This is a genomic window from Segatella buccae ATCC 33574 (genome assembly GCF_000184945.1).
Classification (GTDB): domain Bacteria; phylum Bacteroidota; class Bacteroidia; order Bacteroidales; family Bacteroidaceae; genus Prevotella; species Prevotella buccae.
In genome coordinates this window covers 1,629,975-1,650,567 of sequence record NZ_GL586311.1, presented here as the reverse complement: position 1 = coordinate 1,650,567, position 20,593 = coordinate 1,629,975, and the positions used below count along the sequence as shown (strand labels likewise).

Sequence of the window (20,593 nt, the reverse complement as noted above, 5' to 3'; positions counted from 1 at the left end):
TGCTACAAAGGCTGATATTTGATTTCAGAATAACTCAGACAATCTCAATAAATTCGTACCACAAACTTACGAATAAATCCATTAACTTCAAACAAAAATAGTAAATTTTTCTACAAAAAGCAACGCCCCTATCCTTATTAACGGATTTTCTTTTCTATTTTTCACCTTTTTGTTTTGCCGCATCTATTTTCCCGATATTTAGTCGTAACTTTGCAGCCAACTAACCAACTCTTATGCATACAACCACACCACCTATTATAATAGCTAACGCCCGTCCCTCTCAAGCCTTCCGGATAGCGACGCTCATCATGGAGGCCATGAACCACGAGTGTTGCCAATATTTCGCAGGCCCACAACATTCGCTTGCCGACTTCCACCGGATGATGACCCGACTCGTGAGCCGGGAAGACTCGCAGTATTCCTATCTCAACACGCTTGTGGCCGTAGCCGAACAACCGACCGGGGGCGATGCCGACACAGAAGTGTCCGAGGTGGTAGGCATCTGCGTGAGCTACGACGGCGCACTACTCCGCCCGTTGCGCCAAGCGTTCATTGAAGAGGCCTTGACGGAGTTTGGCATCGATCACAGCGGCATGGACGATGAGACGCAGGCGGGCGAACTCTACATAGACAGTCTGGCCGTAGACAGTCGCTATCGCGGACACGGCATCGCTTCAGCCCTGCTCCGAGCCACCTGCGAGAAAGCGGCCCGGCTGTGCCTTCCGACCGCCGGACTGCTTGTGGACAAGGGCAACCCACAGGCCGAACGGCTCTACAAGCGACTCGGTTTCCGCTTCGTGGAAGACGCGGAATGGGGCGGACACCCGATGAAACACCTGCAACGAGCAGCGGATAAGCCTTAGGCCACATCTCAGGCAGACCATCACACCGTAATGTTTTTTCATCGCTGATTTGCGATCGGCCTTAAAATATCGTATCTTTGCATTGGCAAAAGGAGCGCGTATGCGTTCCTTTTTTTAGATCTCCAATCCACCACCGGCCCCCACCTCCCCTAAAGGGGCTTTCCCGGCCCGAATGACGTTGTGAAAGGGCCTCTTTCGCATTCTCATTCGGGCCGGGCGAGCTTCCGGGTGTGGCCGTTTCGCAATGCCGTTTGGGCCGAATGACAAGGCAAAGGTAATGGAAACGGACATTCATCTCCTTTCTTCTAAAACTCCGAAACAACTCCATGTAAATGTATTTGATTTTCCGGATGAGTTTCCTGCTATATGCTTCGGAAGGTCGAAATGTTAAAAATGCGCGCCAAGATGAATTTATTTATTAAATAGTTTGGTTTATATTATAAACTTAATTATATTTGCAATGTGATTCATACACAAAAGAGGATTTCTCCCTTCACTCAAAGTGAGGGCACGCCGGTAGCCAAAGGGTCTGCAAAAGAAAGACCTCAAACACCCAAACAAATGTATAACCGATAAAAAACTGAATCATGGAAGAAAACAAGAACATGACTGCCGAGCGCAGTTTGGAGATCATCACCAAGAGCATCGAGCAAAGCCGCAAAGTCCTCGTCAGCCTTTCAGGCAAGTATTTCCTCCTGTGGGGGACGGCTGTCATCGTGACGGCAATCGCCGTATGGCTGCTCTGGGCCAACACTTCTTTCGGCTCGAAATGGAACATTGTGTGGTGCCCGGCCATGCTCGCCACGTGGGGCATCAACTATCTCATGTCAAAACGCGAAGAACATCTGCCCGATACGTTCGTCACCAAGACCATGGGGCAGGTCTGGGCCGTCTTCGGCATTATGGCCATGGCACTGGGAGTGGCGTGCAGCTTCATGGGAGTGTCGGTCGAGCACATCGGTACGGGCATTATACAGCCGATAGTGATATTCCCGATCACCTCCATCATCATTCTGCTCTTCGGCCTTGCCACAGCCATCACGGGCAGGGTGTTGGACAATATGACCATCACCATGAGCGGCTTCGTGGCCGGCTTGGGCGGCAGTGTGGGCAGTCTGTTCTGCTTCGGGCCGTCGCAACACCTCGTTTTGGCCCTGTCGGCATTCGTCGCCTTGGTCGTCCCGGGCATCATCATCCAGTGCAGGAAAGGGTAGGCCTATGTTCACACCATTAGATCCGCTGCTCCACAGCGAACTCCGATTGGCGGTCATGTCACTGCTCATCAGTGTCGACAAAGCCGAATTTCCCTACATCAAGGAACAGACCGGGGCCACGGCCGGTAACTTGAGCGTACAGATCGACAAACTCGAAAAGGCCGGATATATAGAGGTGGAGAAAACTTTCAAGGGGAAAAAGCCCTGCACCATCTGCCGCATCACGCCTAAAGGCACCGATGCCTTCGCTGCCTACGTGGAAGCACTGAAGGGATATATCGGGAAATGACGGCCCAATCGGCAAGCTACAAAAGCGCATCCAGCACAGGGATGCGCTTTCTTTTTTGCTTTCACGGTATAAGGGCAAACTCGTCAGAGCAAAGAAAAACGGGCTTTTCTTTTGCTTTCTCATGGGTTTACACTACCTTTGCACGTGCAAAAGATGCTGCAACGCAAGAGATTACAGTAAACGACTATGCCCGAAATTAAGAAAATCGTACTCACAGGAGGCCCGTGCGCCGGAAAGACAACGGCGCTCATCAAGGTGATTGAACACTTCAACAGCCTCGGCTATCAGGTATTCACTATCCCGGAAGTGCCCACCATGTTTGCCCAGGCAGGCATGAACTATCTCACCAAGAACCAAGGACTTTTCTATCAAGGGGAAAAGGCCACGCTCGAAATACAGCTCGGACTGGAAGACAAGTTCATGCGCATGGCCAAGGAGTGCGACAAACCGACACTCATCGTGTGCGACCGGGGGGCTATGGACATCTCGGCCTACATGAAACCTGAGATGTGGGAGGACATCACGCAGGCCGTTGGCACATCGACCCGGGCGCTGCGCGACGAACGCTACGATGCTGTGCTGCATCTGGTGTCGGCGGCCGACGGGGCCGAACGGTTCTACACCACTTCCAACAACAAGGAACGCACTGAAGGATTGGAACTGGCCCGGCTGCTCGACAAGAAGGTCATCAATGCCTGGACGGGGCATCCACGGTTGCGGGTGATCAACAACGACGTGGATTTCGACCGCAAGATAAACCGGGTGGTGAAAGAAATCAGCAACGTGCTCGGACTGCCCCAGCCCATTGCCAACGAACGGAAATACATCGTGGAGGTGACCGGTGATGTGCCGGACGACAATGTGGCCGATATCACACAGACTTATCTGGTCTCGGAACCAAGCAGCGAGGTGCGCTTGCGCAAGCGCGAGTGGCAGGGCAACCGGGTCAACGTACACACCACGACCAAACGCATATCGCCCAAAGAGGAGATTGTAGTGGAACGGCAGGTGAGCAACAATCTCTACGAGTCGCTGCTCCAACAGGCCGATCCCTACCGGCAGACGATCCACAAACTGCGTAAGAGTTTCATCTACAAAGGGCAGTTTTTCGAACTCGATACCTATCTTGAACCGGCCAATCATCTCGTAATATTGGAGACCAAAGGCATCGCCCACCACGAGGACATCAACTTCCCACCATTCCTGCGCGTGGTGAAAGACATCACGGGCAACACCTCTTATTATAACTACAATCTGGCTGTGAAGAAATAAGATGCGGCCGGAATCGAAACCTCTCTTATTTTCCTCTGAAAAAGAATGAAAAAGCTGCTGATATTTGCTTTGGTGACGGTGCTCATCACCTTTATACACACTTCCTGCAAGTTTGCCCCAAAAGAGGAATTGGGTGACACCGTGGCTGCAAGCGTGTTTGAACCTTACGACACGACAATGGCCGGCAGACGAAAAGCCGGGCAGGACACGCTGCTCAAAGCAAGGATGAAAAACACCAAAGACAGTGCCGACCTGTTTTTCATCGGTCCGGAATCAAACGCACAGGCCCTCCAACTGCTTTCCTATCCCAGCCGGCGCGACACAGCTTCGTTTAGCAAAGGCCGACACTTGAAAGTGACGGGCAATGCTGACATTGGTCGCGTGGTGCGCGTGAAATTCTACACGTTGCCTTCCGGTGATTCCATCGTCACCCGCATTGAGGAAATCAAGCAATAGGAAAGTCTTTCACCTACAACTCCATCCCAACCCTTCAGAGAGATTCCAAAAACAGTTGGATGAGGCGCGGAATGCCGTAACTATCCATTTCTTCCTCCCTGATCCAGATATAATCTGAGGGAAGCAAGGGACGTTCATCTGTTTCCAACAGATAGAAGTCGGCATAGATAATGCGGTGGGTGAGCACATGTTTCACATCTTTTCTCACCAACCGGGCTTTTCCCAACAGCAGTTCCAATTCTGGAAAAGCCGAAACATTGGCCGGTTCCCACAACCCTTGCCATATATCTCCGGCGGTGCGACGGCGAATAGCTGTAAATCCGGCACACCGTATATATACATACACCAGTCTCCGCTCACTCACTTTCACCGTCCGCAACTTGACGGGCAGTTCCCCCACACGGTTTTCCCGATAAGCCACACACGACTCTTGAAGCGGGCAGCCCGCGCAGTCGGCAGCCGGCGTACACTGCATAGCCCCGAAATCCATCATACCCTGATTGTAAGCCGAGGCCTTGTCGGGCGGCAACAATGCCTGTGCCAATGCAGCAAACTCTTTCTTGCCTTCGGTGGAGTTGATGGGGGTGGATATGCCGAAATGACGGGCAAGCACCCGATACACATTGCCGTCGACAACGGCTACGGGCAGATCGAAGGCGATGGAACCTACAGCCGCAGCCGTATAGTCGCCCACCCCTTTGAGTCGCTTGATGGTCTCAAACGTGTCGGGGAACCGCCCCAACTCCACGATCTGCCTCGCCGCTTTGTGCAAGTTGCGTGCACGGGAATAATAGCCCAATCCCTGCCACTCGCGCAACACATCGTCCTCACTGGCCGCGGCGAGCTTTTCTACCGACGGCCAACGCTGCATGAACCGTTCCCAATAGGGTCGGCCCTGCTCAATGCGGGTCTGCTGGAGGATGATTTCGCTGAGCCAAATGGCATAAGGATCATGCGTCTGACGCCACGGAAGCACCCGGCCATGAGCCTCAAACCAGCGAAGTATTGTCATGGAGAAATAGGGATGAATCATCGGAAACAAGCTGTGAGGTTTTCTATTTGCTTTTGCAAAAATACGAAAAAAAAGCGTAACTTTGCACTATCGGCAAACGAAACGAGAAAAAGAAAAGACTAAACGGCATGGAACAAAATAAGGAAATGCGACTGGCATGGGACTTTGTGGAGCACACGGGAAAGAGTATCTTTCTCACAGGGAAAGCCGGGACGGGCAAGACGACATTTCTCAAGGCACTAAAAGAGCACAGCATGAAACGCATGGTGGTGGTAGCACCCACGGGAGTGGCAGCCATCAATGCGGCCGGCGTGACCATCCATTCGTTTTTCCAACTCCCTCTGTCGCCTTTCGTTCCGGGCACCGACATCCGCGACCGCTACGACTTCGGCAAGGAGAAGCGCAAAATCATCCGCACACTCGACATCCTCGTGATCGATGAGATATCGATGGTGAGAAGCGATTTGCTTGACGCCATCGACTGGGTGCTGCGCCGCTATCGTGACAAATACAAGCCTTTCGGCGGCGTGCAACTGCTGATGATAGGCGACCTGCAACAACTCACACCCGTCGTCACGCCCGAAGACGCGGAAATACTCAATCCCTACTATGACACGCCCTACTTTTTCGGATCGAAGGCTTTGCAGCAGATAGACTATGTGACCATCCAGCTCGACCACGTGTACCGGCAGCAGGACTCCTCGTTCATCGAGATACTCAACCACATCCGTGACGGCCGGACATCGGCAGACGACCTGCAACAGCTCAACACACGGTGCAATACTGGGTTCCGTCCCCGTCCTGAGGAGGGTTTTATACGCCTCACCACACACAACTATTTGGCCGACAACTACAACGAGTCGGAACTCCGCAAGTTGCCGAACACCCCGTTCACCTACCGTGCCGACATCAAGGGCACTTTTCCGGAGTACGCTTATCCCACAGCAGAAACACTCACGCTGAAAGTGGGAGCGCAAGTGATGTTCATCAAGAACGACCCGTCGGCCGACCACCTCTATTATAACGGTCGCATAGGCCACGTGACCTATCTCGACGATTCCACCATTTTCGTACACTGTCCGGGCGACCGGGATGCCATCAAGGTGGAACCACAGGAGTGGGAAAACGCCAAATACGTGCTCAACGAGGAGACCAGGGAGATAGAGTCTGACGTGCAGGGTGTGTTCAGACAGTTCCCGCTGCGACTGGCTTGGGCCATCACCATCCACAAAAGCCAGGGCCTGACCTTCGACCACGCCATCATCGACGCCAATGCTTCGTTTGCTTCAGGGCAGGTCTACGTGGCCCTAAGCCGCTGCAAGTCGCTCGAAGGGCTCGTTCTCTCGTCGCCCATCGAACCAAGAGCCATCATCAACGATCCGCGTGTAGACTCCTACATCAGCCGACAGGGCGAAGCGGCAAAAGAAAGTTTCGCGGCACTGCCCGACATGAAGGAGGAATACTACCGCCACCAGCTGCTTGAACTGTTCCAGTTTGCCGAGTTGTTGCGACAGGAACAATACGTGAGCAGGCTGCTCATGGAGTTTTTCAGCCATTCTCACCCACAACTGACACTGGCACACAAGCAGTTGGCCGCCGGCATGGGCGAAAAGGTGAACAACGTAGCCTACAAATGGAATACTCACATCGCGGGCCTCACTCGGCAGCAACTCCACGACAGGGACTTTCTGGAGCGTGTGAGCCGCAGTGCCTGCTACTTCAGTGACACGCTTGGCGAGCTCTTCGCCCCACTTCTCTCCCCCACCCGCACTGCCACCATAGGCAATAAGGCGGCCATGAAACGCTATGCCAATGCCGTGGCCGAACTCGAACAGGGCTACCACTCCAAGAAGCTGCTGCTCGAAAAGATTGCCGCACAGGGCTTTTCCACTGCCACCTATCTGAAGGCCAAACAACTCTCCATGCTCGAAGCAATGGACATCATGAACCCGAAAGAGGCCAAGAAACGGGCACAAAAAAACAAGAAGGAGCAGAAGAAAAAGGAAAGAAAGGCCGCCGGGCCAAAGGAAGACACCAAGGCCGTGAGCTTCGGAATGTATCAGAAAGGCATGAAACCGAAAGAGATAGCCCGAGAAAGAGACCTGAAAACAAGCACCATCATCACCCATCTGGCCCACTATGTGGCTATTGGGGCATTGCCTGTGGAGCAACTGCTCACGAAAAGCAAACTGCAAACCATACAGCAAGCCATCGCCCATATCGAGAGTCGCAGTCGTTCGGCCATCAAAGAGGCTTGTCCGGACTATATTTCCTACGACGACATCACCGTGGCTTTGGCCGTGACAGCAAGGGAAAGCAAGCCACACAGGGAGTAAAATTATTTTAGGCCCGATTTCCCGTCATGCTGTCATTATCGCCACAGTCAGCTGAATGCCAACACATTACGGCTGACAGGAAAAATGACGGCATGACAGGAGACACCGGACCGATGTCACTGCTCGGGATATTGCTGGTATATCTTCAACCCAAAATCGGCCGACTTGGCATAGAACCATTCCAAGATGTCGGCCAACTGATGTTCGTAGGTCTTCCACTCCTTGCTCTTCAAGAAAAAATAAAACTCAACAGGCAGACCGCACTGGGTAGCTTCAAGTTGGCGCACCATAATCATCATCTGGCTGTTCACGGCCTCCAGACCTGCCAGATACTTCTCCGCAGCATAGCGAAACTGTGTGAGGTTGGTTGTCTTTTGCTCCTCGTCAACAAATCGGATGCTGCGAAAATCGTAATAGAGCTTGCGTTGCACGCGGCGACCGGGACTCCGCTGCATACCTATCCAGTTTTGGAAACTGCCGCTGACAAGAGCCGTGGGACTGACGGTGAGGATGGTGTTGTCGAAGTTTTTCACTTTCACCGTGGTGAGCGAGATGTCCTCCACCACGCCATTGACCTGCGTTCCGGGCACGGTGATCCAATCGCCCTTGTGCAGCATGTCGTTGCTCGTGAGGCGGATGCCGGCCACAAGTCCTTCTATCGTGTCTTTGAACACCAACATCAGAATGGCCGAGGTGGCACCCAGACCGGCAAAAAGTCGCATGGGCGACCGCCCCAGAACAATGGCCACCACAATAACCGCGGCGACAAAAAACATCAGAATCTTCAAAACACCGCAGAAAGACTGAAAATACTGGCGCGCACTGGAACGGCGGCCGTCGGTCTCGAGCAAGCTGAAAGAATTGATGAACACCGTGCCCGTGCGCACGATCATCACTGTGATGTAGATGGCCGTGAGCCGGGCAAGCAGTTCCCTGACCAAGGGAAACTGATAGAACACCATGGGCAGGAGTTCCCAAATGATGACGGCGGGGATGATGTGGCAGGCCGAGACTATCACCTGACGGTTGAAGAGCACGTTGTCCCACTTGGCTTCGGTCTTCCCGGTCAGCTTTCCGATGAGGGGAACCAACACCTTCCGTCCCAAGAAATCGCCCGTCCAAGCCAAGACTATGGCCACGACAATCAAAAGTATGTGGCGGACCACGGGAACGGCTGAGCCGGTGAGCCCTGCCAAACTGATCAATTCTTCTACGAAAATTCTTATTCTGTCCATATCATTATTTCCTTATCCATTTTGTTTTCCAATACACATTGTGCTGCCCCAGCTCCCACTATTGGGGCTGGCAGAGCACGGTACACACCCTGTCTTGAAAGGCACGGGCATTCTTGCCATGCATCACCCCCTGATTGATGATGGCAAAGCAGAGCTTGTGCCCGTTGGAAGCCGTGCAGTAACCGGCCAGGGAGATGATGCCCGTGAGCGTACCGGTCTTGGCATGCACGTTGCCGCTGGTGAACGAACCGTGCATACGCTTCTTCAATGTGCCATCCACGCCCGCTACGGGCAGTGCCGGAAACAGTTGCAGATAGATGTTGTCATTCTTGTAGGCATAGCGCAGCAGGCGCGTGAGCAGTTCGGCGCTCACATAGTTGTAGAGTGACAGGCCCGACCCATCGGCTATCTTGTAGCGCGAGGCCTCCAGTCCGATTTTGTCGATGAGTTGCTTCACCAATGCCCGAGCACTTCCTGCTCCTGCCGGCCGGTTGCCCGTGGAGGCTGCCAGCTGATAGAACATGGACTCGGCATAGAGGTTGTCGCTCTCCTTGAGCATACGCATGAGTATCTGGTCGATGGTGTGAAAACGGGTGACGATGCTGTAGGCATCGGCCGGACAACGGCGGTTGGAAGTGGCAAAGGCAGAAAACACCACACCCGCCTCACGCAGTTTGGAGGTGAACCGATCCATGAACAAGTCTTTGCGCCCGATGAGCAGTGGGGTGAGCGTGGGATTATCGTCGTCCCAGCACCACCCTTCGCCATACAGGGCATCGTCTTTCATGGTCTTGTCGGCATAGATGGAACCGCGGATGGTGTCTACGCCCATCTCCCGAAGTGATGACACAAAGGCGGTCATGTCGTCGCTGTTGAACCGCGGGTCCATGCCCCCCACGCAGTAGAGGTCGCCGGTGAGCGTGCCGTTTTCTATCGTTCCGGTATATTTCAACTGCGTCTTAAACTGATAGGAACCGCCCAACCGGTCGATGGCTGTAATGGCCGTGACGAGTTTCATCGTGCTGGCGGGGCGCAGCAACTGCCGGGCGTTGCGGGCATAGATGCAGGAGTCGGCATTGAGATCCCACACCATCATGCCCACTTGCGAGGTCTCAAACAGTTTGCTTTCCAACAGCCGGTCGATCTGCCGCTGCACAGACTGCGGCCACGGCAGGGCCACACTGTCGGCCAGCAGGCTGTCCACCATCTGGGCATCGGCCACGGCCGAATCGTCGTTATCCTCTATGCGCTCGTCTTCGCGCTGCGCCGAGAGGGGCAAAGCCACGAACAGAGCGAGCAGCGCCGTACACAAATACTTCCAATTACGTTTCATCATCTTCTTTTTTCACAGCCATATCGCCGATGGCCTGTCTCTTTTTCAATTCGTTCAGAAAGGCCTCTTCGTTTTCAGGCTCCACACCGGTCATGTTGCCCGCTCCATACTCCAGAAGCAGATAATGCCCCAGACCGAGGGCGGTGCGAATGGTCGAGACCTTCACAATTTCATTCACGGGAATGTTGACATTGGTCGAAAGCCGCCCTTTGTCGATAACCAGAAACTCGTGCTCCTCGTCTCTGTCAATGGGTTTGACACGCCGAAAGGTGTAGGTAGTGTGTATCACACGCTCTATCATGCCCACAACCACAATCAGCAAGAGCAGGCCGATGACGGCGGTCTTCGTCCAAAAAAAGTAGAGGGCCAAAAGAGAAAAGAGGGCTATGCCGCTTTTTGCGCCTACCGTAAACCTCCGGTGAAAAGTCCTGTCCATACGTTGTCATTCTAAGTTTCGCAGGCCCTGCTCCAAGGGGATGAAGAAAATTGGAGAAGCCGGCAAACAATCATTTTATCAACAATCGACTGCAAAATTACAAAAAAAATACGCATCCGATGTATTTATGTTTTCTTTTTCGTACTTTTGCAACCAAAAGCAAGCGATAGCGCCGGCCCATCCCGCTCAACGCCACCGCTCAACGCACTAAAAATTATGGTTTACAAATACGACTTTTTGATTATCGGCTCGGGAGTGGCCGGCATGAGCTACGCCCTGAAAATAGCCAGAGCGCACAAGGGAAGAATCTGCATGATCTGCAAAACGGGGCTTGAAGAGGCCAACACGGCGTTTGCCCAAGGTGGCATAGCATCGGTGACAGACATGGAAGTGGACGACTTCGACAAGCACATCGAGGACACCATGATTGCCGGCGACTTCGTGAGCGACCGGAAGGCCGTGGAGCAGGTGGTGAGGAAAGCACCGGAACAGATCAAAGAACTCGTGCAGTGGGGGGTGAACTTCGACAAGAAGCAAGACGGACGGTTCGACCTTCACCGCGAGGGCGGACATTCCGAGTTCCGCATTCTGCACCATGCCGACGACACCGGGGCCGAAATCCAGCGCGGACTGATGGCTGCCGTGCGCGCCAATCCCGATATAGACATCAAGGAAAACCACTTCGCCGTGGAAATCATCACGCAGCACCACTTGGGGCAGGAAGTGACCCGCCGCACCCGTAACATCGAGTGCTACGGGGCCTATGTGCTCAATCCCGACACGCAGAAGGTGGACACGTATCTGAGCAAGGTGACGGTGATGTGTACGGGCGGATGCGGTGCCGTCTACCAGACCACCACCAATCCTGTCGTGGCCACAGGCGACGGCGAGGCGATGGTCTACCGGGCCAAGGGCACCGTGGCCGACATGGAGTTTGTGCAGTTCCACCCCACGGCTCTCTTCCATCAGGGCGAAACCCATCCGGCCTTCCTCATCACCGAAGCCATGCGTGGCTATGGCGGCATTTTGCGACTGCCCACGGGCGAGTCGTTCATGGAGAAATATGACAAGCGGCTCTCGCTGGCCCCGCGCGACATCGTGGCACGGGCCATCGACAAGGAGATGAAGATGCACGGAATCGACCATGTGTGCCTCGACGTGACCCACAAAGACGCGGAAGAGACCAAGCGACACTTTCCCAACATCTATCACAAGTGCCTCAGCATCGGCATCGACATCACCAAGGAATATATCCCCGTGCGCCCGGCGGCCCACTATATGTGCGGCGGAATCAAGGTGGATCTCGACGGGCGGTCGAGCATCAACCGCCTCTATGCCATCGGTGAATGTGCCTGCACGGGCCTGCACGGCGGCAACCGACTGGCCAGCAACTCGCTCATCGAGGCGGTGGTCTATGCCGACACGGCTGCCAAACACAGTCTGGCTCATGTGGACGACTATGCGTTCAACACCAATGTGCCCGAATGGAACGACGAGGGCACACTCACCAACGAGGAGAAAATACTCATCACGCAGAGCGTGAAGGAGGTGGGCGAAATCATGTCCAACTATGTGGGCATCGTGCGTTCTGACTTGCGGCTGAAACGGGCGTGGACGCGCCTCGACCTGCTCTACGAGGAGACGGAGGCTCTGTTCAAGCACGTGAAGGCCAGCCGGGACATCTGCGAACTGCGCAACATGATCAACGTGGGCTACCTCATCACCCGTTGGGCCATCGAGCGCAAGGAGTGCCGCGGCCTGCATTTCACGACCGACTATCCCGTACACGCCTATGGGCAGTGAGTGTCAGCCATCCGCTGCGGATGGCTGACGACATTGAAGCTGACAAGCGCGACGGGGGCATTCCATATCCTTGCCTGGCTGTCCGGGCTCTATCGTTTTGTCAAACCAATTACTGATTTTCGGCCTCCCTGCTTGCGATATTTTCGTGGAGCGATCGGTCGGGGGCAAATACGCGAGTTTTGACGAAGTTTCTAAATCACTGGAAATCAGGCATTTGAATTTTATCAACACCTCTTGAGGCCCAAATATGGGCCGAAAATGGGCCAAACGGGCTTGCAAAAGGGCCACAGTTGCGCTGCAACTAATCCTTGAAAATGAAGAAAAATCGAAGTTGGTGCAAACTGACTGACAATGAGCACGAAACGGAACGATTTGCATAAAATTGCCCTGTTCGCAAAGGGCAGCAATATGCAGATTCAGGCAAAAGTTCAGTTACTAAACCGTTACCCTATTTTGCCATAGGTAACGACGGGACAATGTCAGGTAACTGAATTATTTTCGCCCCGTGTGGCTGTTGCTTCGGTCGGCAGTTTTCTGCATAAGTGAAGAACGCTTTAATTCGGGTAACTTTGCCCATAAAAATTAAGGCGTATGAAAACAGAGAAAATGAAGGTGCTGCTCTACCTCAAAAAGAGCGGTCTGGACAAGTCGGGTAAGGCTCCGATTATGGGGCGCATTACTATCGGTCGTTCCATTGCGCAGTTCAGCTGCAAGCTGTCCTGTAACCCCGATTTGTGGAATCCCCGTGAAAGTAGAATGGACGGCAAGAGCCATGAGGCGGTGGAGGTGAACGGCAGGCTGGAGAACTTGCTTGTTTCCATTCAGGTTGCCTATCAGTCTCTGCTATCCAAAGGTTGCCCATTTGACGCAACCGATGTGAAGGGGCTGTTTCAAGGCAGCGTACAGGCACGCTGCATGCTCACTGAAAGGCTGGACATGCTCATCAAGGAGAAGAAAAGTCATGTTGGCATAGACATCAAGGAAGGAGCCATACACGGCTACCATTCCACCCGAATCCATTTGCAGAGATTTATACAAAGGAAGTACAAGGTATCGGACTTGGCTTTCTCACAACTCACGGAGCAGTTTATCTACGATTTCAGACAGTACTTTGTGGGTGAGTGTGGCTTTCAGGAATGTACGTTCTATAATGCCGCCACCTTCTTGAAAACGGTATGCAGGCTGGCATACCGTGAGGGGTTGGCAGACACGCTCCTTTTTGACAAGGCGAAAATATCAAAGGGAGACAACAAACTGCCAAAAGCTCTTGACAGGGAAGCTTTGGACAAGTTGAAGGTCCTCCGCTTCGAGGACTTGGAGGAGGAAATGGAAACGGCAAGGGACATTTTCCTTTTTGCCTGTTATGTCGGTGCAGCCTATTGCGACCTGATGGAACTGAGCAAGTCCCATCTTGTCCGTGATGACGAGGGCAGCCTCTGGCTGAAGTTCAACCGTCAGAAGACAGGAGTTCTCTGTCGCGTCAAGCTACTGCCCGAAGCCATACGGCTGATAGAGAGGTTTCACAGCGATGAAAGGGAAACGCTGCTTCCTTTCATCAAGTACAAGAACTATCAGAGTTGCCTGAAAGCCCTTAGGCTGCGTGCAGGCATATCCTTTCCCTTTACCACGCATACCGCAAGACACACCTTTGCCACGCTCATCACGCTTGAACAGGGAGTACCCATAGAGACGGTGAGCAAGATGCTGGGACATTCCAACATAAGCATGACGGAACGCTACGCAAAGGTAACACCCCAGAAACTCTTTGAGGAATTTGAACGTTTCCTTTCTTTCACCGAAGACATGCAGCTGGCTATCTAATCCTTATCACAATTATTTTATTTATTATCCTTTCTTTCAAAACATCAAGACAATGAGAAGTACATTCAAGATACTGTTCTATATCAACAGACAGAAGACAAAGGCAGACGGACGGACAGTCATCCTCTGCCGTATCACCATAGACGGGAAGAGTACCGCCATTACCACAGGCGAGGAATGCAATCCCTCCGAGTGGAATGCCAGGCAGGGCTTGACAACCGATAGAAAGACCAACCAAAGGCTCCATGAGTTCAGGGAACTTGTGGAAAAGACCTATCGGGATATTCTCGTAAGGGACGGAGTGGTAAGCGTGGAACTCATCAAGAACCGCTTGCAGGACATAGCCACCCATCCGACAACCCTCCTTGCCATGAGCAGGGCGGAACTGCAAATGGTCAGGGAGAGCGTAGGCAGGTCAAGGACAGAGGGAACGTACCTGAACCTATCTCATGCAGACAGGAATCTCCATGAGTTTGTCAAAGACAAAGGAGTGCAGGACATCCTTATTGGGGCAATCACGGAGGACTTGTTTGAGGAATACCGTTTCTACCTCAAAAAGCGTGGACTGAAAGGAACGACCATCAACAACTATCTCTGCTGGCTGAGTCGGCTGATGTACCGTGCGGTCAGTCAGAACATCATACGCTGTAATCCCTTTGAGAATGCCAAGTATGAGAAAGAGGATAAGAATATACGATACTTACAAAAATACGACGTGGCAAGGCTCATGGCTATGAGGATGAATGACAGCGAGGCGGAACAGGCAAGGCTGATGTTCATTTTCTCCTGTTTCACGGGACTGGCTATTGCGGATATGGAAACCCTGCAATACAAGCATATCCAAACCGCAGCGGACGGACAGAAGTATATCCGCAAGGAGCGACAGAAGACCAAGGTGGAGTTTGTCGTACCGCTGCACCCAATAGCGGAAACTATCATCAGCCATTGCAGGAAAGCAAATCACAACGACTTAACAACAGGACAGGACGAGCAGACGATGAAAGAAAAAGACGGGGACTTTGTCTTTCACCCTGACTGCACCCGTAGTGTGATGAGTGCCAAACTATGCATTGTGGGCAAGGCTTGCGGTATCAGCCAAAGGCTTTCCTTCCACATGGCACGACACACTTTCGGCACGATGAGCCTTAGTGCAGGAATACCCATCGAAAGCATAGCCAAGATGATGGGGCATGCTTCCATATCAAGCACGCAGATTTATGCACAGGTGACGGACTGCAAGATTTCGGAAGACATGGACAGGCTCATCGCCAAACTTTCCTCAAAGGAAAAGAAAAACAAAGAGCTGGTGGGAAATGAACCCTTGAACATATTAGCATATAAGAAGGAGGAAACGGCATGAATACAACAAACAGACCAAAGACTGGCATGGAGCGTAGTCGCCTTGATTGGAGCGGCAATATGCAGGTAATCCGCAAGGGAGGCAGCGAGATAGCCATGACGGAGGGAGAACTTGCGAGGTTTTTCGGTGTGACATGGAAGAAACTTAACGGCAAGCTACAAGTGATACAGAAATCTTCCAACCTGCACCTTGATGAAATGTGTGCAGGTGAGAAGGCAATGGTCAGAGATAATGAATTGACAGGTTATGCACCGCTTTATCCGCTCCCGGCAATCATCGCCCTCGCCTTTCTGCTGGACAGCATGGAAGCTCATTTGTTCAGAAAGTATGTCTGCCATAAGGTACAGCAACCCGCAACTTCCATAACACCGATATTCCTGTCTGGAGGTACACACCATTGATTTATTCCTATCTTTTTCTTTCACCGATATTATCCTACTACATTACTACAATAAGGGGTAATACGGTGAAAGAGAAAGGATTAGGATGTAGTCAGAGGCGGCGGATAGAAATCACTACTTCTTGACGACATTCTACATTAGTCAGTTCAAAATGCATGATTGTAGGCTAATAACTCGCGAAATGAACTTTCTATAGGGAAAGCAATGCCTTATTTGAGTTTGTCGTAGATGTCATCAGTGACAGGTTCCAACCATTCGTTCGATGAGCTATCCTCAACGTGAGTATTGTAAGTCAGGTGCTGCATCCAACTGTCTCTGGCGGCTCCGTGCCAGTGTTTGGTTTCGGCAGGGATGGCAATGACAACACCGGGGCAAAGCTCTACAGGTGTCTTGCCCCACTCTTGGTACCAGCCACGGCCGGCAACGCAGATGAGCACCTGAACGGCTTTGTGATGAATGTGCCAGTTGTTGCGGCAACGGGGTTCAAACGTTACATTTACCACGCCCCCCTTGTCAGCCTCCATCGGAGCGAGATAACTCAGCCCTATGAAGTATTTGGCATAGCCCGTGTTAGGCTCGCCAATGGGATAGGGTGTGCTTGCCTGAAATTCTTCTTTGGTCTGTATGTCTGAAGTCCACACCTCCTTGGCCATGTTGAACACCGCCCATGCCTTAGGCCAGCCTACATAGAAAGCGGCGTGAGTGCGGGAATTCCTATTGAGAGTATCGCCAAGATGATGGGACACGCTTCAATCGCTAGCACACAGATATAATTGCATAGAAAGGCAACTTCTTATCATCGGCTAAAATTCGATATTCAAACCGGCAGAAGCATAAGGAGATACTTGGAAATAGCATGACCTGTCCCGAAACATACTCTTTAAGCTCCTGTCAGTGATTTCCGCAGGGCGTATGACATGAATGCCGGCCGTGAGGGGAATAGAGATGCGTTTGCCGAGTTTTATTTCGGGGCGGAAGCCAGCGATAATGTATTGGTGGGAGAAGATTTTGTCTTTTCCGTCCTGCACCATCAGCGCCATTTGTCCCTTCATTTCCGCCACGATGTTCAGACTTAAATGCCTGTTCGCATTATATCCCGCCGACATTTCCACACCGTCCATCATCGAGATTTTTACGGTATATTTTCCAGCCGTCGCCCAGTTCAGGTAAAAGGCGGGGAACAGCATCGGATAGCCGAAGGAGTTATTCAAAACAATCCCCCCGCCCAATTCAAGATTCGGTTTCAGATGATAGATGAAAACCACTCCCACACTGCCCAAAACGTTCTTGAACCTGATTTTGGAAAGCTTAGTGCTCGGCATATAAATGCCGCCTCCGACGGTGGCGAGCATCGACCATCTGTCATTCAAAGGCCTTAAATGATTCAGGCTCAGGCCGAGGTTCATTATCTCGTCGATGACCAAAGGCTCCGTGAAACCTTTGTTATCGAGCCTTACATATGCTCCTCCCACACTGAGTGCCCACATGGTAGGGCGTTTGTTTTCATCGAGTTTCATCGACAGCGGAATATTGACACCGCCCTGATAAACAACCGCCGAACCTTTGCTGTTTCCCACTTTCCTGTCCGTATCGCCTTCTGTCATTCGATAATCCGATTCTCCGAAATATTCGGTTTTGAACATGATTTGGGCATTTAAGCCCGTGCAGGCAGCCATCATTAATTCTAAAAGCAATATTTTTTTCATCTTGGTATTCCTTAATTCCGCAGCATAAATTTTTGTGAGAACTCCAAGTGCCTGAGAAACAAAGTCCTCAAAACACTTGGATATGTCAGAAATTTCACCTATCTTGGTGCTGCAAACATAACAAGTAAGCAAAAATCTGACATGACAAAGGTAGCAATTAAAAACGAGAATATCACTTCTTTCGGTGGAATTTACATCATTTCTTTGTGGCTTTTCATACTTCCCCATTGGTTTGGGTGGGGGATTTCATGATTATGCAAGAACCAAGAACCCCAGAAAATCCCCATATCAATGGATAAATCCCAAAAATGTCACTTCAATATATAAAAGTACCTCACAAGGAATAATGCTGCGGAATTGAGGAAGCATATGCCGAGTTTTGTTTAAAGACTTATAATCCATTTCTGCACTTCTTCAAAATCATAGTTGCCTTTTAGGGCAATACCTTCTTTTAGCAGGCAGTTGCTACACTCGTGTTGAAGGTCTTCTACCATATGTCCGAATCCTCCTCCTCCATGTGTACAGAAAGGGATTATTGTTTTTCCGGTCAGATCTACACTTCTCAAGAAAGAGCGTATAGGCGGCGCAAAGGTTTTTAGCCAGTTAGGTGAACCGATGAAGATGGTATCGTAGACTGCAACGCTATCGAAACAGTTAGATAAAGGAGGGCAATATTCTCGTTCTATCTCCTGTCTGATTTCTTTCACCGCAGTATTGTAGGAAAAAGAATATGGCTTCTGTGGAATAAGCTCCAATAGCTCTCCATCGGTAATCAAGGCAATGTCTTCTGCCAGTGCCTTTGTTATTCCGGAGTATGAATAATAAGCGATTAGGGGAGGTGTATTCACTTCTATATTTATTTATAACCTTAATTCCGCAGCATAAATTCTTGTGAGAACTCCAAGTGCCTGAGAAACAAAGTTCTCAAAATACTTGGATATGTCAGAGATTTCACCTATCTTGGTGCTGCAAACATAACAAGTAAGCAAAAATCTGACATGACAAAGGTAGCAACTAAAAACGAGAATATCACTTCTTTCGGTGGAATTTATCATATTATGGATGTTTTCTCAAAGTTGAGCTTTGAAAAACTTACCGAATCTGTATTGGGTAAACGTGGAAGTAGCGGCAAAGCATTCTGTTATGGAAGTATTTTTTGTGGTTTTTCATACTTCCCCATTGGTTTGGGTCTTTTATGCTTAGAAAAGACCCAAGAAACACCGAAGCACCTCATATCAACATATAGAGCCCCAAAAAGACATCTCAACATATAAAATTTTCTCACAAGAAAAAATGCTGCGGAATTAAGGATTATCTTAAACTCGCATATGTTATTCTAATCTCATTTTTTTCTTTCCCCAAAGTTGTTATATATATAATTCTACCATAATTATCATATTTGTACTGACATCTGTAAATAACGGTCTCGTCAGAAAAATCTGGCATGTATTCATATCGGAACTCTTTAAGTAAACCTTTTTCTATAACTATTGTGAGCGTTAAAACATAATCGACTCTTGCATTAATATATGTGTAATATTTGTTGATTTTTAATATATTAATTGTTTTACAATCGCCTTTTGTTTGAATAAAAGATTGAATTTCCGACTTATCATAATTGGATAATATATCAGAGATAATACAAAGGTCTTCGAAAATAACCTCTGGATATTTTATAATCACCCCCCACGATTCCAAGTATTTTAATTGTTCGAAAAAGATATTTTGCATATCTTTCTCGACTTTTGAGAGCCTTATAGGTTTCTTTTTCTTGCTTTTATAGACAGCTTCTTTCTTTCCATTTATATATAGACTCTTGGAAATATACCCAGATTCATACGATAAGGTAACATCCACCTGATGATCTTCCGCTACTTTACTGTTAAGAGGAAAATATAATAATAAAAGAAGTAAAAACACTTTCATCCTTAATTCCGCAGTATAAATTCTTGTGAGAACTCCAAGTGTCTGAGAAACAAAGTTCTCAAAACACTTGGATATGTCAGAAATTTCACCTATCTTGGTGCTGCAAACATAACAAGTAAGCAAAAAACTGACATGACAAAGGTAGCAATTAAAAACGAGAATATCATTTCTTTCGATGGAGTTTTTCATATTATGGACGTTTTCTCAAAGTTGGGCTTTGAAAGACAAAGATGGCAGGCAACAGACAGATATCTTCGGAAAGACATACAGTTTTTTGATGTGGACTTATTCTGTGGCAAAGAAAAGGTCGAAGGATTTTACGCTATGAATTTGCCACACCGCATGAAATGTGTTGATTTGGAAAATAGTGAATTTCGTCTGATGAATTTCGATCGAAACAACCCAGAATATATGTTTTATTACATGAAACTTAGAGAAAATATCTTTAACGATGATAATGCAGACATTGTACGTTGCGAAGAGATGCACAGAAGCATTGTTGTAAATGAAAAGATAAAGAAAGCGTTGTTCGAAGCAGGTTTAAAAGGACTACAGTTTAGCAACAGTATAGACATAACACCAAAAGAAAGAACCATTTACGAAAAGATTTAATAAAGTTGTTACTCAAAAGATTGTAAAGATAGAAAACTTAGGGGATGCGAGAAATAAAGAATGATAAACACCCCTATCTTAAACGTAATTCTGGATAAATTTACAATCAAATGTTATATCCTGTTCCCCCCTCAGTTTGGGTTGAAATAAGCAAGAGAAAATTTATAATAATAAAAAATAAATTTGTTATTATAAATTTTTTATTTATAATTATATTTTGTGTGATTTATAACCTTAATTCCGCAGCATAAATTCTTGTAAGAACTCTAAGTTTCTGAGAAACAAAGTTCTCAAAACACTTGGATATAGTCAGAAATTTCACCTATCTTGGTGCTGCAAACATAACAAGTAAGCAAAAAACTGACATGACAAAGGTAGCAATTAAAAACGAGAATATCACTTCTTTCGGTGGAATTTACATCATTTCTTTGTGGCTTTTCATACTTCCCCATTGGTTTGGGTGGGGGATTTCATGACTATGCAAGAACCATGAACCCCAGAAAATCCCCATATCAATG

Annotated in this window: 19 protein-coding genes and 3 pseudogenes; 14 read left to right on the top strand and 8 right to left on the bottom strand. The window is 49.6% G+C overall.

Features of this window, described 5'->3' with window-relative positions:
* Nucleotides 1-233 precede the first annotated feature (233 nt).
* The 5 genes from HMPREF6485_RS06285 to HMPREF6485_RS06265 all read left to right on the top strand — a co-directional run bounded on the left by HMPREF6485_RS06285 (nucleotide 234) and on the right by HMPREF6485_RS06265 (nucleotide 4,094).
* Nucleotides 234-863, top strand: coding sequence for a GNAT family N-acetyltransferase (locus tag HMPREF6485_RS06285; RefSeq protein WP_004345476.1), 630 nt, complete (start codon nucleotides 234-236; stop codon nucleotides 861-863).
* Between the two features lie 587 nt (nucleotides 864-1,450).
* On the top strand, nucleotides 1,451-2,077 hold the full coding sequence (locus tag HMPREF6485_RS06280; RefSeq protein WP_004345475.1) for a hypothetical protein: 627 nt from the start codon (nucleotides 1,451-1,453) through the stop codon (nucleotides 2,075-2,077).
* Between the two features lie 4 nt (nucleotides 2,078-2,081).
* A complete protein-coding gene (locus tag HMPREF6485_RS06275) occupies nucleotides 2,082-2,366 on the top strand; it encodes a winged helix-turn-helix domain-containing protein (protein WP_004340121.1) in 285 nt (94 codons plus the stop codon).
* A 186-nt stretch (nucleotides 2,367-2,552) separates the two neighbouring features.
* Nucleotides 2,553-3,638 (top strand): AAA family ATPase, encoded by a 1,086-nt coding sequence (locus HMPREF6485_RS06270; protein WP_004340120.1) that lies wholly within the window; start codon nucleotides 2,553-2,555, stop codon nucleotides 3,636-3,638.
* Between the two features lie 45 nt (nucleotides 3,639-3,683).
* Entirely contained in the window at nucleotides 3,684-4,094 is a 411-nt protein-coding gene (locus HMPREF6485_RS06265) for a hypothetical protein (RefSeq protein WP_004345474.1), read from the top strand.
* Between the two features lie 34 nt (nucleotides 4,095-4,128).
* Here the strand turns inward: HMPREF6485_RS06265 and mutY are convergent, their stop codons facing one another.
* Nucleotides 4,129-5,136: an A/G-specific adenine glycosylase gene (mutY, locus tag HMPREF6485_RS06260; RefSeq protein ID WP_004345473.1), complete on the bottom strand. Its 1,008-nt coding sequence runs from the start codon at nucleotides 5,134-5,136 to the stop codon at nucleotides 4,129-4,131.
* 98 nt (nucleotides 5,137-5,234) lie between these two features.
* On the opposite strand from mutY, the gene HMPREF6485_RS06255 reads away from it, so the two are divergent.
* Complete coding sequence (locus HMPREF6485_RS06255; RefSeq protein WP_004345472.1) at nucleotides 5,235-7,442, top strand: helix-turn-helix domain-containing protein; 2,208 nt, start codon at nucleotides 5,235-5,237, stop codon at nucleotides 7,440-7,442.
* Nucleotides 7,443-7,558: 116 nt separating this feature from the next.
* Here HMPREF6485_RS06255 and HMPREF6485_RS06250 read toward each other — a convergent pair whose 3' ends face one another.
* From HMPREF6485_RS06250 to HMPREF6485_RS06240, 3 genes are read right to left on the bottom strand one after another with little or no spacing between them, the layout of a single operon-like run.
* Nucleotides 7,559-8,677 (bottom strand): mechanosensitive ion channel family protein, encoded by a 1,119-nt coding sequence (locus HMPREF6485_RS06250; protein ID WP_004340115.1) that lies wholly within the window; start codon nucleotides 8,675-8,677, stop codon nucleotides 7,559-7,561.
* A gap of 58 nt (nucleotides 8,678-8,735) precedes the next feature.
* Nucleotides 8,736-10,010 carry a D-alanyl-D-alanine carboxypeptidase/D-alanyl-D-alanine endopeptidase gene (gene dacB / locus HMPREF6485_RS06245; RefSeq protein WP_044126304.1) on the bottom strand — a complete coding sequence of 425 codons (1,275 nt, stop codon included), beginning with the start codon at nucleotides 10,008-10,010 and terminating at the stop codon, nucleotides 8,736-8,738.
* Nucleotides 10,000-10,446 carry a PH domain-containing protein gene (locus HMPREF6485_RS06240; RefSeq protein ID WP_004345470.1) on the bottom strand — a complete coding sequence of 149 codons (447 nt, stop codon included), beginning with the start codon at nucleotides 10,444-10,446 and terminating at the stop codon, nucleotides 10,000-10,002. The genes dacB and HMPREF6485_RS06240 overlap by 11 nt, the downstream gene beginning before the upstream one ends.
* A gap of 40 nt (nucleotides 10,447-10,486) precedes the next feature.
* Here HMPREF6485_RS06240 and HMPREF6485_RS14160 point away from each other — a divergent pair, with 40 nt between their 5' ends.
* From HMPREF6485_RS14160 to HMPREF6485_RS06220, 5 genes are all read left to right on the top strand, one after another.
* Nucleotides 10,487-10,657 (top strand): hypothetical protein, encoded by a 171-nt coding sequence (locus HMPREF6485_RS14160; protein WP_169310377.1) that lies wholly within the window; start codon nucleotides 10,487-10,489, stop codon nucleotides 10,655-10,657.
* Between the two features lie 5 nt (nucleotides 10,658-10,662).
* Nucleotides 10,663-12,249, top strand: a complete 1,587-nt coding sequence (gene nadB / locus HMPREF6485_RS06235; protein WP_004345469.1) for an L-aspartate oxidase — start codon at nucleotides 10,663-10,665, stop codon at nucleotides 12,247-12,249.
* A gap of 591 nt (nucleotides 12,250-12,840) precedes the next feature.
* A complete protein-coding gene (locus HMPREF6485_RS06230) occupies nucleotides 12,841-14,070 on the top strand; it encodes a site-specific integrase (RefSeq protein ID WP_004345468.1) in 1,230 nt (409 codons plus the stop codon).
* Between the two features lie 52 nt (nucleotides 14,071-14,122).
* Nucleotides 14,123-15,430 carry a site-specific integrase gene (locus HMPREF6485_RS06225; protein ID WP_004345467.1) on the top strand — a complete coding sequence of 436 codons (1,308 nt, stop codon included), beginning with the start codon at nucleotides 14,123-14,125 and terminating at the stop codon, nucleotides 15,428-15,430.
* Nucleotides 15,427-15,831 carry a hypothetical protein gene (locus HMPREF6485_RS06220; RefSeq protein ID WP_004345466.1) on the top strand — a complete coding sequence of 135 codons (405 nt, stop codon included), beginning with the start codon at nucleotides 15,427-15,429 and terminating at the stop codon, nucleotides 15,829-15,831. The genes HMPREF6485_RS06225 and HMPREF6485_RS06220 overlap by 4 nt, the downstream gene beginning before the upstream one ends.
* 209 nt (nucleotides 15,832-16,040) lie before the next feature.
* Here HMPREF6485_RS06220 and HMPREF6485_RS06215 read toward each other — a convergent pair.
* The 3 genes and pseudogenes from HMPREF6485_RS06215 to HMPREF6485_RS06205 form a co-directional block, all read right to left on the bottom strand.
* Nucleotides 16,041-16,535: pseudogene (locus HMPREF6485_RS06215) on the bottom strand (cupin domain-containing protein); the annotation flags it as partial.
* Between the two features lie 99 nt (nucleotides 16,536-16,634).
* Complete coding sequence (locus HMPREF6485_RS06210) at nucleotides 16,635-17,537, bottom strand: DUF6268 family outer membrane beta-barrel protein (RefSeq protein ID WP_044126300.1); 903 nt, start codon at nucleotides 17,535-17,537, stop codon at nucleotides 16,635-16,637.
* Between the two features lie 383 nt (nucleotides 17,538-17,920).
* On the bottom strand, nucleotides 17,921-18,385 hold the full coding sequence (locus HMPREF6485_RS06205) for a flavodoxin (RefSeq protein ID WP_004345462.1): 465 nt from the start codon (nucleotides 18,383-18,385) through the stop codon (nucleotides 17,921-17,923).
* A 150-nt stretch (nucleotides 18,386-18,535) separates the two neighbouring features.
* On the opposite strand from HMPREF6485_RS06205, the pseudogene HMPREF6485_RS13535 reads away from it, so the two are divergent.
* Nucleotides 18,536-18,742, top strand: a pseudogene (locus tag HMPREF6485_RS13535) (hypothetical protein); the annotation flags it as partial.
* 106 nt (nucleotides 18,743-18,848) lie between these two features.
* Here the strand turns inward: HMPREF6485_RS13535 and HMPREF6485_RS06200 are convergent.
* Nucleotides 18,849-19,463, bottom strand: a complete 615-nt coding sequence (locus tag HMPREF6485_RS06200; RefSeq protein ID WP_004345460.1) for a hypothetical protein — start codon at nucleotides 19,461-19,463, stop codon at nucleotides 18,849-18,851.
* A 132-nt stretch (nucleotides 19,464-19,595) separates the two neighbouring features.
* Between HMPREF6485_RS06200 and HMPREF6485_RS14525 the strand changes: the two are divergent.
* Together HMPREF6485_RS14525 and HMPREF6485_RS06190 are read left to right on the top strand one after the other, a co-directional pair.
* Nucleotides 19,596-19,688, top strand: a pseudogene (locus tag HMPREF6485_RS14525) (imm11 family protein); the annotation flags it as partial.
* The gene (locus HMPREF6485_RS06190) at nucleotides 19,674-20,075 is read left to right on the top strand and encodes an imm11 family protein (protein ID WP_232000470.1); all 402 of its coding nucleotides are present in this window, start codon (nucleotides 19,674-19,676) and stop codon (nucleotides 20,073-20,075) included. The pseudogene HMPREF6485_RS14525 and the gene HMPREF6485_RS06190, both read left to right, overlap by 15 nt.
* Nucleotides 20,076-20,593 lie beyond the last annotated feature (518 nt).

Bases quoted from the DNA above. Each gene is read 5' to 3' on its own strand.
- nadB (WP_004345469.1), top strand. From the start codon at position 10,663: ATGGTTTACAAATACGACTTTTTGATTATCGGCTCGGGAGTGGCCGGC.
- HMPREF6485_RS06200 (WP_004345460.1), bottom strand. From the start codon at position 19,463: ATGAAAGTGTTTTTACTTCTTTTATTATTATATTTTCCTCTTAACAGT.
- HMPREF6485_RS06285 (WP_004345476.1), top strand. From the start codon at position 234: ATGCATACAACCACACCACCTATTATAATAGCTAACGCCCGTCCCTCT.
- HMPREF6485_RS06240 (WP_004345470.1), bottom strand. From the start codon at position 10,446: ATGGACAGGACTTTTCACCGGAGGTTTACGGTAGGCGCAAAAAGCGGC.
- HMPREF6485_RS14160 (WP_169310377.1), top strand. From the start codon at position 10,487: ATGAAGAAAATTGGAGAAGCCGGCAAACAATCATTTTATCAACAATCG.
- dacB (WP_044126304.1), bottom strand. From the start codon at position 10,010: ATGAAACGTAATTGGAAGTATTTGTGTACGGCGCTGCTCGCTCTGTTC.
- HMPREF6485_RS06225 (WP_004345467.1), top strand. From the start codon at position 14,123: ATGAGAAGTACATTCAAGATACTGTTCTATATCAACAGACAGAAGACA.
- HMPREF6485_RS06220 (WP_004345466.1), top strand. From the start codon at position 15,427: ATGAATACAACAAACAGACCAAAGACTGGCATGGAGCGTAGTCGCCTT.
- HMPREF6485_RS06250 (WP_004340115.1), bottom strand. From the start codon at position 8,677: ATGGACAGAATAAGAATTTTCGTAGAAGAATTGATCAGTTTGGCAGGG.
- HMPREF6485_RS06275 (WP_004340121.1), top strand. From the start codon at position 2,082: ATGTTCACACCATTAGATCCGCTGCTCCACAGCGAACTCCGATTGGCG.
- HMPREF6485_RS06255 (WP_004345472.1), top strand. From the start codon at position 5,235: ATGGAACAAAATAAGGAAATGCGACTGGCATGGGACTTTGTGGAGCAC.
- HMPREF6485_RS06265 (WP_004345474.1), top strand. From the start codon at position 3,684: ATGAAAAAGCTGCTGATATTTGCTTTGGTGACGGTGCTCATCACCTTT.
- HMPREF6485_RS06280 (WP_004345475.1), top strand. From the start codon at position 1,451: ATGGAAGAAAACAAGAACATGACTGCCGAGCGCAGTTTGGAGATCATC.
- HMPREF6485_RS06230 (WP_004345468.1), top strand. From the start codon at position 12,841: ATGAAAACAGAGAAAATGAAGGTGCTGCTCTACCTCAAAAAGAGCGGT.
- HMPREF6485_RS06210 (WP_044126300.1), bottom strand. From the start codon at position 17,537: ATGAAAAAAATATTGCTTTTAGAATTAATGATGGCTGCCTGCACGGGC.
- HMPREF6485_RS06270 (WP_004340120.1), top strand. From the start codon at position 2,553: ATGCCCGAAATTAAGAAAATCGTACTCACAGGAGGCCCGTGCGCCGGA.